We start from the raw sequence: 13,479 nt of genomic DNA, 5'->3' as shown, positions 1-13,479 counted from the left end.
GGCTCACCCATGACGCACTGGACCCATCCGACCGAGTTCCGACAGGAGGTGCGCGCCGGCCGCTTTCGCGGGCAGACGGCAGGGCAGTGCCCCGGCTACACCCAGGGCAACCTGGCGATATTGCCGCGCGAGTGCAGCGAGGAGTTCCTGCGCTTTGCTCGCCTCAACCCCAAGTCCTGCCCGCTGATCGGCGTGACCGAGCCCGGCAGCAGCCGCGTGCCCGAACTGGGCGATATCGATCTGAAGACCGACCTGCCCTCGTACTGGGTGTTTCGCGATGGTCACAGGGCCGAGCAGGTGAATGACCTCACGGATTTGTGGCGCGACGACCTGGTGGGCTTCGTCATCGGCTGCTCCTACTCCTTCGAGGATGCGCTGCGCGAGGCGGGCGTGCCGGTGCGCCACATCGATGAAGGCCGGGGCGCGCCCATGTTCATCTCCAGTATTCCCAACGGCCGGGCCGGCCGCTTCGGCGGCAGCATGGTGGTCAGCATGCGGCCCATGACGGCGGCCCACGCCATCCGCGCCATCCAGGTCACTTCGCGCTTTCCCAGCGTGCATGGGGCGCCCGTGCACCTGGGCGATCCCGCGCAGATAGGCATTGCCGACATCGACAGGCCGGACTTCGGCGAGCCCATGGCGCTCAGGCCGGGAGAGATTCCCGTGTTCTGGGCCTGCGGCGTGACGCCCCAGCAGGCCATACGCTCGGCGGCCCTGCCATTCGCCATCACGCACGAGCCGGGCCACATGCTGGTGACGGAGTTGCGCAACAGCCATCTGGCCGCGTTCTGACGGCCTGCCTGCCTGGCTTGGGGCCCGCTTCGGCGGGCCTTTTTCTTTGCGTCGCTGGCCGGCAAGGGGCCGCTCCTGTTCAGTTTTCGTGAACAGAGGGGGCGAAAACTTCTCGATGGACGCGGTCCAGGGGCACTTTTAGATTGGACGCCAGTGGTGGGCACCGGCGGAGGGCCGTGCTCCAGGCCACGGTTTTCCTGACTTCAACTTCGAGACAAACGGGTTCCGACACCATGCAAGAACGCTCCATTCCCCATGACAGGCGCTGGCAATTCTGGATAGACCGTGGCGGTACGTTCACCGATGTGGTGGGCAAGCGGCCCGATGGCAGCCTGGTCACGCACAAGCTGCTGTCGGAGAACCCCGAGCAGTACCGGGACGCGGCCGTGGCCGGCATCCGCCACCTGCTGGGGCTGGCGCCGGGCGAGCCGGTCCCCGCCGATCAGGTGGAGTGCGTGAAGATGGGCACCACGGTGGCCACCAATGCGCTGCTGGAGCGCAAGGGCGAGCCCACGCTGCTGGTGACCACGCGGGGCTTTCGCGATGCGCTGCGCATCGCCTACCAGAACCGTCCGCGCCTGTTCGACCGCCATATCCAGTTGCCCGAACTGCTCTACAGCGAGGTGGTCGAGGCCGTGGAACGTGTGGATGCCCATGGGAAGGTGCTGCGCGAGCTGGACGGGCTGCACCTGCACACGGCGTTGGCCGCAGCCCATGCGCGCGGCTTGCGCAGCGTGGCCATCGTCTTCATGCATGGCTACCGCCATACGCGGCATGAGCAGATGGCGGCGCGCATTGCGCGGCAGTTGGGTTTCACGCAGGTCAGCACTTCGCACGAGACCAGTCCGCTGATGAAGTTCGTGAGCCGGGGCGATACCACGGTGGTCGATGCCTACCTGTCTCCCATCCTGCGCCGCTATGTGCAGCAGGTGGCTGCAGAGATGCCGGGAGTGCGGCTGTTCTTCATGCAGTCTTGCGGAGGGCTGTCCGACGCGGGCAGTTTTCAGGGCAAGGACGCCATCCTGAGCGGGCCGGCCGGAGGCATCGTGGGCATGGCGCGCACGGCGGGCCTGGCCGGGCACGACAGGGTCATCGGTTTCGACATGGGTGGCACATCCACCGACGTCAGCCACTATGCAGGCGCCTTCGAGCGCGAGTTCGAGACCCAGGTGGCCGGCGTGCGCATGCGCGCGCCGATGATGAGCATCCACACCGTGGCCGCCGGCGGCGGCTCGGTGCTGGCCTATGACGGCTCGCGCTTTCGCGTGGGACCCGAGAGCGCGGGTGCCCATCCCGGCCCGGCGAGCTATCGCCGCGGCGGCCCCCTGGCCGTGACCGATGCGAACGTGATGGTCGGCAAGGTCCAGCCGCGCTACTTTCCCAGCGTGTTCGGGCCTGCCGCCAACGAGCGACTGGACGGCGAGGCCGTGCGTGCCCGCTTCGAGGAACTGGCGCGGCAGACGGGGCGCACTCCCGAGGACGTGGCCGAGGGTTTCATCCGCATCGCCGTGCAGCAGATGGCCAACGCCATCAAGAAGATCAGCGTGGCGCGCGGCTATGACGTCACGCGCTATACGCTGCAGTGCTTCGGCGGCGCGGGCGGCCAGCATGCCTGCCTGGTGGCCGATGCGCTGGGCATGTCCCGCGTGTTCGTGCATCCGCTGGCCGGCGTGCTCAGCGCCTATGGCATGGGCCTGGCGGACCAGACCGTGATCCGCGAGCAGGCCATGGAGCTGGCGCTGACTGCCGAGGCCCTGCCGCTGATCGCCGAATGCCTGGATGCGCTGGGCACGGGTGCGCAGGCGGAGCTGGAGCGCCGGCAGGTCGGCGCAGGCCCTGTGCAGGTGCGGCACAACGTGCATGTGCGCTACGAGGGCTCCGATTCCGCCTTGGTCGTGCCCTTTGGCTCCCTGCCGGGCATTCAGTCGGCTTTCGAGTCGGCCTACCGCCAGCGTTTCGCCTTTCTGATGGCGGGCAAGGGGCTGGTGGTGGAAGCCGTGTCGGTCGAAGCCGTGATTGCGGGCGATGCGCCCGGCGAGCCGCTGCAGCCGGAGCATCCGCCGCGCGAGCATCCGCGCCGCGAAACCGTGCGCATGTACTCCGGCGGCGCCTGGCATGGCGCGGCCCTGGTGGTGCGCGAGGACCTGCGGCCCGGCGACGTCATTGCCGGCCCGGCCATCATCGCCGAGCGCAACGCCACCACCGTGATCGAGCCTGGCTGGTCGGCCAGGCTCACCGGGCTGGATCACCTGGTGCTGGACCGGGTGGTGCCGCGCAAGGTCGAGTACGCGGCCGGCACGACGGTGGACCCTGTGCTGCTGGAGGTCTTCAACAACCTGTTCATGAACATCGCCGAGCAGATGGGCCTGCAGCTGCAGAACACCGCCTATTCGGTGAACATCAAGGAGCGGCTGGATTTCAGCTGCGCGCTGTTCGATGCCCGGGGCCATCTCATCGCCAACGCGCCGCACATGCCTGTGCACCTGGGCTCCATGGGCGAAAGCATCCAGACGGTGATCCGCAGGAACGCCGGGCGCATGGCCCAGGGCGATGTCTACGTGCTCAACGACCCCTACCAGGGTGGCACCCATCTGCCGGACATCACCGTCATCACGCCGGTCCATATCGCCGGCGAGGCATCTCCGACCTTCTACGTCGGCAGCCGGGGCCACCATGCCGATGTGGGCGGCATCACGCCGGGCTCCATGCCGCCGTTTTCCACGCGCATCGAGGAAGAGGGCGTGCAGATCGACAACTTCAAGCTGGTCGATCGCGGCGTGCTGCGCGCCCAGGAGATGGTCGAGCTGCTGCAAAGCGGCGAGTACCCAAGCCGCAACCCGCAGCAGAACCTGGCCGACCTGAAGGCCCAGATCGCGGCCAATGAAAAAGGCGTGCAGGAGCTGCACAAGATGGTGGCGCAGTTCGGCCTGCCCGTGGTGCAGGCCTACATGGGCCATGTGCAGGACAACGCAGAGGAGTCGGTGCGCCGCGTCATCACGCGGCTCAGGGACGGGCAGTTCACGCTGGAGCTGGACAACGGCGCGCAGATCCGCGTGGCCGTCACCGTCGATACGGCCGAGCGCAGTGCCGTCATCGATTTCTCGGGCACCAGCGTCCAGCAGACCAACAACTTCAATGCGCCGCGCGCCGTGTGCATGGCGGCCGTGCTCTATGTGTTCCGCACGCTGGTGGACGACGACATCCCGCTCAACGCGGGCTGCCTCAAGCCTTTGAAAGTCATCATCCCCCAAGGCTGCATGCTCAACCCCAACCCGCCCGCTTCGGTGGTCGCGGGCAATGTGGAGACCTCCACCTGCATCACCAACGCGCTGTTCGGCGCGCTGGGCGTGATGGCGGGCAGCCAGCCCACCATGAACAACTTCACCTTCGGCAATGCGCACCACCAGTACTACGAAACCATTGCCGGCGGCAGCGGCGCGGGCGCGGTGCTGGACGCCGAGGGCCGGGTGGAGCGCGGCTTCAACGGCACCAGCGTCGTCCAGACGCACATGACCAATTCGCGCCTGACCGATCCGGAGGTGCTGGAGTTCCGCTTCCCCGTGATGCTGGACAGCTATGAGATCCGCGACGGCTCGGGCGGCGGCGGGCGCTGGCACGGCGGCAACGGCGGCGTGCGGCGCGTGCGCTTCCTGGAGCCCATGACGGCCAGCATCCTGTCCAACGGGCGCCTGAATCCGGCCTTCGGCATGGCAGGTGGCCAGCCGGGGCAGCCGGGCATCAACCGTGTGCTGCGTGCCGATGGCCAGGTCGAGGAACTGGACCACATCGGCGCCGTGCACATGCAGCCGGGCGACATCTTCGAAGTCTGCACGCCGGGGGGCGGCGGCTACGGAACGGCGGCCTGACACGCCGCCAGCAGGGGGCATGGCGCGGGCGGGGGAGGGCCGCCCGGCCAGGCCCGGATCACAACCGATGGAGTGCCATTGAATGCAAGACGCTTCGCGCAGCCGAAGTGCAAGGAGACAACAAATGACAAGCCTTGACAACGCAAGGACCCTGGCCGCCGAGCAGCCCCGGGGCCACTGGCTGGGCCAGCTCGAGCCCAAGGAAAAGCGGGCGCTGACGGCCTCGTTCGGCGGCTATGCCGTGGACGCCTTCGACTACTACACGCTGCCCCTGGTCACCCCCATCCTGCTGTCGCTGTGGGGCATGAGCAAGACCGAGGTCGGCCTGATCGGCACCTCGACTCTGGTGGCCTCGGCCATCGGCGGATGGATGGCCGGCATCCTGGCGGACCGCTACGGGCGCGTGCGTGTGCTGCAGTGGACCATCCTCGTATTCGCTCTTTTCACCTTCGCCTGCGGCCTGGCGCAGACACCGGGCCAACTGCTGCTGGCCCGCACGCTGCAGGGCCTGGGCTTTGGCGGCGAGTGGGCCGTGGGCTCGGTGCTGATCGCCGAGACCATACGGCCGGCCTTCAGGGGCAAGGCGGTGGGCCTGGTGCAAAGCAGCTGGTCCATAGGCTGGGGCGCGGCCGTGCTGGTGTCCATGGCGCTGTTCTCGTTTCTGCCGCCCGAGATCTCATGGCGGGCCATGTTCCTGCTGGGCCTGCTGCCGGCCCTGCTGATCCTGTACATACGCCGCACCGTCAAGGACCCCGAGGTCTACCTGAAGACCCGCGCCGCCGTGGGCCGGGGCGAGCGCAGCGGGCACTTCCTGGACATCTTCAAGGGCGGCATGCTCAAGACCACGGTGCTGGCCAGCCTGATGTTCACCGGCATGCAGGGCGGCTACTACGCCATTGCCGTGTGGCTGCCCACCTTCCTGAAGAACGAGCGCCACCTGACGGTGCTGGGCTCGGGCGGCTACCAGTTCATGTTCATCTTCGGCGCCTTTGCAGGCTACCTGTGCGGTGCCTACGCCTCCGACCGGCTGGGCCGGCGCCTGGCCTTCACGCTGTTCGCCATCGGCGCCGGCAGCCTGGCCTATGCCTATACGCTGCTGCCCATCACCGATGCCTGGATGCTGGTGCTGGGCTTTCCGCTGGGCTTTTTCATGTCGGGCATCTTCAGCGGCGCCGGAGCCTTCCTGGCCGAGCTGTTCCCTAACGAACTGCGAGGCTCCGGCCAGGGCTTTTGCTACAACTTCGGCCGCGGCATCGGGGCCACCTTCCCCGCGCTGGTGGGTGTGTTCAGCGACCGGCTGGGACTGTCGCTGGGCACGGCCATCGGCATCTGCGCCACGGCCGGCTACGTGATGGTGGTGATGTTCGCCATGTGCCTGCCGGAGACGCGAGGCCGGGACCTGGCCGCGCAGTGAAGCGCTGGCCAGACCGGCCACGGCACGCTCAGTAGCTGCCCATGTAGTCGCGCTTGCCGACCTCGACACCGTTGTGGCGCAACAGGGCATAGGCGGTGGTCACATGGAAGAAGAACTGCGGCAGGCCGTAGTGCAGCAGGTAGGCGCTGGCGGTCAGCGTCTTTTCCTTGGGCGTGCCGGGGCGCAGCACGATCTCGCGGGACTCGCTTTGCGCGAACTGCTCGGGTGCGAACGAGCCCACATGGTCCAGCGCCTTGGCGATCAGCGCCTGCAGTTCGGCAAAGCTGGTCTGCGTGTCGGGCCACGAAGGTACCTCGGCGCCGGCCAGGCGCGAGGCGATGCCCTTGGCGAAGTCCGCAGCAATCTGCACCTGGCGCACCAGCGGGAACATGTCGGGGAACAGGCGGGCCTGCAGCAGGGCGTCGGGATCGATGTTCTTCTGCGCGGCGTGTTCCTCGGCCTTTTTGAGCACGTCGGACAGGGCCTTCAGCATCTGCTGCAGGACGGGAATGGAGGCGGTGTACAGGGGGCTGGTCATTGCGGGCTCGCTAAGGATTGTGAAGGGCTGGCAATCGCATGCACCTGCATCCGTCGCCAGCCGGCACAGGCTAACAGCAACTGCTTTCACTTGCCGCCTGCGCTAGCATGCGCGCCATGCAAATCCCTGAAGCCGCTCCCTCGTTCGCGGGCCTTGGCCAGGCCGGATTCGGCGCCGCCATCTTCGACATGGACGGCCTGCTCATAGACTCCGAGCCCTTCTGGAAGCGTGCCGAGCGCGAGTCCTTTGCCGAGGTCGGCATCGACATCACGGCCGAGATGTCCCGCGTGACGGCGCCCATGACCACGGCGCAGGTTGCCGCGCACTGGTATGCCCACCGGCCCTGGCAGAGGCCCAGCCAGCGCGAGCTGGAGAGCCGCGTGGTCGCGCGCGTGGCGGCCCTGGTCAGCGCGCATGGACAGGCCCTGCCCGGCGTGCGCGAAACACTGAGCGCCTGCCGCGCCCTGGGCTGGCGCGTGGCGCTGGCTTCGAACTCTCCTTTGTCTTTGTGCCACCACACCCTGGATGCGCTGGGCCTGCGGCCGGCGTTCGACGCCATCGTCTCGGCCGAGCAGGTGGTGCGCGGCAAGCCCGCGCCCGACATCTATTACTTCGCGGCGCAACGCCTGGGCGTGCCGGCCGGGCGCTGCCTGGTGTTCGAGGACTCGGTCTCGGGAACACATGCGGCGCGGCAGGCCGGCATGACCGTCATCGCCGTGCCGTCCGAGGACCAGTGCTTCGACGGGGCGCAGCCTGCGCCAAACTGGGTGGTGCCCACGCTGGTGGCGCTGCATGGGGCAGCGGGCCGGTAAGGCATCCGCAGCACCCGCATCGCATGGCGCGTGTCGGCCGCAAGGGTGTTGATGAGAACCATTCTCAGTACAATCGCCGCCCGTGCCGTTCTTCTTCGTCCTGTCCGTTTCCCATGCTGGCGTGCCTGCCTGCGTCCTGACCGCTGTGCCGGGAGCCTGCCCGTGAGCGCGCGCGTGCCAGGCGCGGACGATGATGCCGCCCCCTCGCTGCTGGCCCGCGTGTATGCGCGCTGGCACCAGCCTCTGCGCCGCCTGCTGGGCCGGCAGATGCGCAACCGCGAGGATGCCGAGGATGCGGTGCAGGAGGTCTTCGTGCGCTATGCGGCCTCGGGCAAGGCCCTGCCGCCCGAGGAGCAGGAGCCCTATCTGCGCGTGATCGCCCGCCATGTCTCGCACGATGCCTGGCGCCGCTCGGCGGGCGCGCCGGGGCGCGAATCGGTCTCGCTGGATGAACACATGGAACTGGCGCAGCAACTGCCGGCCGGCGAGGGGTCGGACCCCCTTCAGGCGGCGCACCACCGCGAGCGCCTGTGCCGGCTGGAGCAGGCCATGGCCGAGCTGCCCGAGCGTCGCCGCGAGGCCTTCGTGCTGCACAGCATCGACGGGCTCACGCAGACCGAGGTGGCGCAGCGCATGGGCATTTCGCGCCGCATGGTGCACAACCATGTGACGCTGGCCATGGCCTATTGCGAGCTGCGCGTGCAGTACGGCAGCGCCGAAGACATGCGCCTGATGCAGGGCCTGCTGGCGCAGGCCGCGACGGACGGGGAGGGCCGGGAATGACGCTGACCCCGCAACGCCTGCAACTGCACGCCCGCGCCGCCGACTACTTCGCCCGCCGCCGTGAAGCCGACTGGACCGGCGCCGACGAGCGCGAACTCGACGCCTGGCTGGCCGCCGACCCGCAGCACCGCAGCATCTTCGAGAGCCTGGGGCGCACGGTGCTGGACCTGCAGCAGTTGCCCAGGCCGGTGCTGGCCTGCGACGCGGCTGCTGCGCCGCAAGCCAGGGCGAGCGGGCCGCGTGCGCAGACACAGGCCCACTTGCCCGCGCCGGCACGTCAGCGCACACGCCGCGGCCTGATGCCGGCGTTGCTGTCGGTGGCTCTGGTCACGACGCTGGCCCTGGGCGGCGGCTGGTATGCCTGGGACAACCACGCAAGCCATGTGATCGAGATGTCCACCGGCCCCGGCGAGGTGCGCGAGGCCGAACTGCCCGATGGCACGCGGGTCACGCTGAATTTTTCCTCCAGGCTGCAGGTGCGCTACTACCCGCGCCGCCGCGAGACGGTGCTGGACCAGGGCGAGGCCTTCTTCCAGGTCGCCGCCGACCGCTCGCGGCCCTTCACCGTGGACAGCGGCGCCAGCCAGGTCCGCGTGGTGGGCACGGCCTTCAATGTGCGCGCCGGGCCGCCCGCGCTGGTGGTGAAGGTGCTGGAGGGCAAGGTGGAACTGCGTCCCGACCGCCATGCGGCGGACGGCAGGCGCCTGCTGCTGGGCGCGGGTGCCGGCATGTCCGTCGATGCCCGCGACGGCACGCAGCATCCGCTGGCGGCCGGCGCGGACACGGTGGGCGACTGGCGCAGCGGCCAGATGGTGTTCCAGCAGGCAACGCTGGCCGAGGTCGCCGCCGATCTGTCGCGCTACCTGGGCCAGCCCGTACGGGTGGATGGCGATGCGCGGCTGGCCGCGCTGTCCGTGTCCGGCGTGGCGCTGACCGGCAAGCCCGAGGTGTTTCTGCGCTCGCTGCCGCACTTGTTGCCGGTGCGTGTGCAGGGCGATGCGCAAGGCGGCTGGCGGATCTCGGCGAACTGAGTGCTCTTTCTCTTCTTTTTGTAAATAAATGTAAATTACCCGTTTTCCTGGTTTCGCCACATTCCCACTTTGGCGCGAAGGCGGGTTTTACCTTCATGGAGAGCGGGCTTTCTCGCCTCCATGGTTGCCAGCCAGGCCGCTGCCCAGTGCACAGCTCAGCCAACAACCGCGACGGCCGCGCACGCGCGTGGCGGGTGGACGCTCAACTGTCTGCCTGCCACCCACCGCGCACACCGCGACAGCGGGCAATGGACACAGTGCAGCAGGAGCAGGGATGCAAGCAGGAAAAGAACACGGCAGCGCCGCCATGGGCGCGGGCATTTGGGGAGGAGAGTTTCAGCACAGTGGCAGGCCATGGCGGCGGGCAAGGATGCCGTCGCTGGTGGCCGCAGCCCTGGTTGCGCTGGCGCAGCCTGCGGTGCAGGCGCAGCAGCCATCGTCCGTGCAGGCGGGGCAGGCAGGGGAGCTGGCCTTCAGCATCGCGCCCCAGCCGCTGGCCGGCGCGCTGCGCCAGTTCACGCAGCAGGCCCAGCACCAGGTGCTGTTCGATCCGCAGATCGTTGCAGGCCGCACTTCGCCGGCCTTGCAGGGCCGCTTCACGCCGCGCCAGGCGCTGGACCGGCTGCTGGCCGGCACGGGCGTGACCGTGATCGACGCCGTACCGGGCGCCTACACGCTGAAGGCGCCGCTCAGGGAGCCGTCGCCGGCAGCCGATGCTGCGCTGGGCACGGTGCTGGTCACGGCCCAGGCACACGCTGGCGATACCACGGAGGGTTCGGGCTCCTATGCGGCCTCGCGCGTGTCGCTGGGCAAGGGGCAGAGCGTGCGCGAGACGCCGCAGTCCATCTCCGTGGTCACACGCCAGCGCATTGAGGACCAGGGCTTGGTCTCCGTGGGCGACGTGATGCAGCAGACCACGGGCGTGACGGTGGACTACGCGGGCTCGGGCGGCCTGGGCGGCACGGCCAACAGCTTCTACGCGCGGGGCTTCCAGATCAGCAATGTCCAGATCGACGGAGCGGCGGTGGACGCCTTCAGCCAGGGCACCTTCGACCCCAACATGGCCATGTACGACAGCGTGCAGGTGATCCGCGGCGCGGACGGCCTGTACAGCGGCAATGGCGAGCCCGGCGGCTCCATCAACCTGGTGAGAAAGCGCCCCACGGCACAGCCGCAGGTGCTGGCCTCGGCCTCGGTGGGCAGCTGGAACCAGCGCCGTGCAGAACTTGATGTGGCGGGCCCCCTGGCTGCCGATGGCCGGGTGCGCGGCCGCGCCGTGCTGGCGCACAGCGACCGCGAGTTCTTCTATGACTACGCCGATGCGCGCAACACCTTGCTCTACGGCATCGTGGAAGCCGATCTCACGCCTGCGACCAAGCTGACCCTGGGCGGCAGCTACGACAAGTCGGCCAGCCTGCCTTGGCGCGGTGGCCTGCCGCGCGCGGCCAATGGCGACGATCTGCACCTGCCGCGCCATACGGCACTCATGGCGGGCTGGGGCCATTACGACAGGACCAACAAGGAGCTGTTTGCCCAGCTGGAACAGAAGCTGGAGGGCGACTGGCGAGTCCGCGCCCATGCCAACTATGTCAAGGTGGACAGCGACAGCCGGTTGGCCGACGTCACCGGCGCGGTCGATCCGACGACGGGCCTGGGAGCCACGCTCAACGGCTTCTCCAACGACTTCTATTCCACCAAGAAGGCGCTGGATGCCAACGTCAGCGGAACGTTCTCCCTGCTGGGGCGCAGGCACCGGCTGCTGCTGGGCGCGGACTGGGCCAAGATCCGTGACACGCAGGACACCTTTCTGTCCGAGGTGGACATGCCGGGGGGCATCAACGTGTTCGGCTTCGACCCGGGCGCCATTCCCCTGCCCAGCTTCGTCTGGAAGACGCGCAGCTTCGCGGGCTATGGCGCCACGCAGAAGGGCCTGTACGGCCGGCTCAACCTGAGCCTGACGGACCGCCTGACCGCCATCGTCGGCGCGCGCCGCGCCAGCTATGCAACGCAGACACCCTGGCTGCGCTTCGACCAGGCCGGCAATCTCACCAGCCGCATCGTGTCGTCCAATAGCGAGAGCGGTATCTTCACGCCCTATGGCGGCCTGGTCTACGACATTGACGACCGCTGGACGGCCTACGGCAGCGTCGCCGAGATCCACAAGTCCCAGGCCGACAAGCTGGGTGGGCCCTTGCCAGGCACGCCGCTGGACCCCATCAAGGGCCGCAATTTCGAGCTGGGCGCCAAGGGCGAGTTCAACGAGGGCCGGCTGATGGCCTCCATGGCCCTGTACCGCATAGAGCGCAATGGCGAGGCCGTGGCCGATCCCTCCTACCCCAACACCGACATCGGGGACGCGGGCCTGAACTGCTGCTGGCTGAGCAAGGGCAAGGTGGTCAGCCAGGGCGTGGAAGGCGAGATCTCGGGCGAGCTGGCGCGCGGCTGGCAGCTGTTTGCCGGCTACACCTTCAACCGCAACCACAACAAGACGCCGGGCATCGAAGGCATCTACCACTCCGTCACGCCCAAGCATCTGTTCAAGCTGTGGAGCACCTACCGCCTGCCGGGCGAGCTGTCGCAATGGACGATTGGCGGCGGCGCCAATATCCAGAGCGCGCATTTCGTCAGCGGCTCGGCCAATGCCTTCAATCCTGACACGGGCAAGTTCGACGGCGCGGCCGTGCCCTTCAAGTTCAGCCAGGGCGGCTATGCCGTGTGGAATGCCAGCGTGCAGTACCGCATCAACCGCAACTGGCAGGCCGTGCTCAACCTGAACAACCTGTTCGACAAGGTCTACTACCGCACAGTGGGCACCAGCGGCGGCAACAACTGGTATGGCGAGCCACGCAATGTGATGCTGACGCTGCGCGGAACGTTCTGAGGCACCCCTGAGCGGCTGCGCCGCTTCCCCCTCTCTTCGGAGGGGGGCGGACACCCTCTGGGCGTGGCGCCCAACGCCAGCAACCTGCTGGACAGGCGCTGCTACGTGCCTTCGTTCAACACGGTGTCGGGCAACAACTGCTACGGCGCACCGCGCTCGCTGCTGCTGACGCTAAGCGCCGCGTATCTGGCGCGTGCTATGCGGCAGCGGCCGCCGCAACGCCGAACTCCTCGCTGTCCGCCTGGGCACCGTCGTCGAACACCAGGCGGCGCTCAGGCCAGCGCATGGCGGCAAGCTTGAAGCGCTGCTGCGGGTCCTCGCCCGCCAGGCGGGCATTCCAGCGGCCACCGACCGAGTAGTCCACGCAGAACACATTGCCGCGCCGGCCATGCCAGGACAGCGGACCGGTCTGGCCGAACAGGTTCTCGGCCTGGGCGCCGTGGAAGGACGGGCCGCCGCGATTCAGGCGCCGCCAGTAGTGGCCCACGACCACGGCCTGGGCATCCTCGTATTCGTTCCACCAGGCCACGCGCTCGACGAAGCGCCACTTGCCACCCGCGTAGAAGGGATTGCGGCATTCGCGCTCCACGCCCGAGGTCAGCACCTTCAGCGGATTGACCATGGCCTTGGCCAGTTCGCTTTCGCTGTGTGCGGGCAGGAAGGGCGGCAGCCAGTTGCGGTCTTCCAGGTCGTGCGGCCATTGCCGGCGCTCGGCGCGCATGCGCTCGGCCACCTTGTTGACCTGGGCCTGCTGGGCGGCCACGGCCTCGAAGTGGTCATAGGCGCTGCGCGCGCTGCCCGGTGGCAGCTCGCGCGCCATGGCGATCTGCTGCGGGCGCCAGGCCGCATGGACCACGCGCAGGTCCTCGCGCTCCATGGCGATCGGCAGGCGTTCCAGCAGGGCCAGGGTGTCGGGGATATCGCACAGCGGCATGCGTGCGAACGGGGCGTACTTGGGTGTGTCGGAGGCCACGCGGCTGTCGAAGAACCAGCCGGAGCCGTCCTTGGCATCCTCGCGCAGCAGGTTGATTTCGTGGTTGCCGAGCACGGCCAGCGCATGGCCCGACTCCAGCATGGGCACCACGCGGGCCAGCACGCCCGGGCTGTCTGGACCCCGGTCGCAGAAGTCGCCCACGAAGACCAGACGCCTGCCCTGGGGATGGCGGCCCAGCGCGTCGTAGCCCAGATGCCCCAGCAGATGCTCCAGCGCTTCGGCTTCGCCATGGATGTCGCCGACGATGTCGAGCGGACCGGGGGGCAGGGGCTGGACGAGGCTCATGGCGGAAAGATGCAAAAGACGGCGCAGGCTTGGAAAACCGACATTATTTGCACAGACCCGCCGTGCCCGCCAGCCCCGTTTGC

Annotated in this window: 9 protein-coding genes; 7 read left to right on the top strand and 2 right to left on the bottom strand. The window is 68.4% G+C overall.

Going from position 1 to position 13,479, the window contains the following annotated elements:
- Nucleotides 1–9: 9 nt before the first annotated feature.
- The 3 genes from ACF8O7_RS09640 to ACF8O7_RS09630 all read left to right on the top strand — a co-directional run bounded on the left by ACF8O7_RS09640 (nucleotide 10) and on the right by ACF8O7_RS09630 (nucleotide 6,072).
- A complete protein-coding gene (locus tag ACF8O7_RS09640; protein ID WP_016447519.1) occupies nucleotides 10–792 on the top strand; it encodes a putative hydro-lyase in 783 nt (260 codons plus the stop codon).
- Nucleotides 793–1,025: 233 nt separating this feature from the next.
- The gene (locus ACF8O7_RS09635; RefSeq protein ID WP_392443222.1) at nucleotides 1,026–4,658 is read left to right on the top strand and encodes a hydantoinase B/oxoprolinase family protein; all 3,633 of its coding nucleotides are present in this window, start codon (nucleotides 1,026–1,028) and stop codon (nucleotides 4,656–4,658) included.
- Between the two features lie 124 nt (nucleotides 4,659–4,782).
- Nucleotides 4,783–6,072, top strand: a complete 1,290-nt coding sequence (locus ACF8O7_RS09630) for an MFS transporter (protein ID WP_392443220.1) — start codon at nucleotides 4,783–4,785, stop codon at nucleotides 6,070–6,072.
- A gap of 28 nt (nucleotides 6,073–6,100) precedes the next feature.
- Here the strand turns inward: ACF8O7_RS09630 and ACF8O7_RS09625 are convergent, their stop codons facing one another.
- Complete coding sequence (locus ACF8O7_RS09625; protein ID WP_392443217.1) at nucleotides 6,101–6,610, bottom strand: DUF1993 family protein; 510 nt, start codon at nucleotides 6,608–6,610, stop codon at nucleotides 6,101–6,103.
- A gap of 116 nt (nucleotides 6,611–6,726) precedes the next feature.
- Between ACF8O7_RS09625 and hxpB the strand changes: the two genes are divergently transcribed.
- The 4 genes from hxpB (at nucleotide 6,727) to ACF8O7_RS09605 (ending at nucleotide 12,117) form a co-directional block, all read left to right on the top strand.
- Nucleotides 6,727–7,422: a hexitol phosphatase HxpB gene (gene hxpB / locus ACF8O7_RS09620; RefSeq protein WP_392443215.1), complete on the top strand. Its 696-nt coding sequence runs from the start codon at nucleotides 6,727–6,729 to the stop codon at nucleotides 7,420–7,422.
- 162 nt (nucleotides 7,423–7,584) lie between these two features.
- Nucleotides 7,585–8,205, top strand: coding sequence for an RNA polymerase sigma factor (locus ACF8O7_RS09615; protein ID WP_034367296.1), 621 nt, complete (start codon nucleotides 7,585–7,587; stop codon nucleotides 8,203–8,205).
- Nucleotides 8,202–9,236, top strand: coding sequence for a FecR family protein (locus ACF8O7_RS09610; protein ID WP_392443212.1), 1,035 nt, complete (start codon nucleotides 8,202–8,204; stop codon nucleotides 9,234–9,236). Before ACF8O7_RS09615 ends, ACF8O7_RS09610 begins: the two co-directional genes overlap by 4 nt.
- A gap of 274 nt (nucleotides 9,237–9,510) precedes the next feature.
- Nucleotides 9,511–12,117: a TonB-dependent siderophore receptor gene (locus tag ACF8O7_RS09605; RefSeq protein ID WP_392443210.1), complete on the top strand. Its 2,607-nt coding sequence runs from the start codon at nucleotides 9,511–9,513 to the stop codon at nucleotides 12,115–12,117.
- A 196-nt stretch (nucleotides 12,118–12,313) separates the two neighbouring features.
- Here ACF8O7_RS09605 and ACF8O7_RS09600 read toward each other — a convergent pair whose 3' ends face one another.
- On the bottom strand, nucleotides 12,314–13,396 hold the full coding sequence (locus tag ACF8O7_RS09600) for a metallophosphoesterase (protein ID WP_016447512.1): 1,083 nt from the start codon (nucleotides 13,394–13,396) through the stop codon (nucleotides 12,314–12,316).
- Between the last annotated feature and the right edge of the window lie 83 nt (nucleotides 13,397–13,479).

Source organism: Delftia sp. WSY_16 (assembly GCF_043104415.1).
Taxonomy (GTDB): domain Bacteria; phylum Pseudomonadota; class Gammaproteobacteria; order Burkholderiales; family Burkholderiaceae_C; genus Comamonas; species Comamonas tsuruhatensis.
Note: the sequence above shows the minus strand (reverse complement) of the source record. Positions and strands in the feature narration are given on the sequence as shown.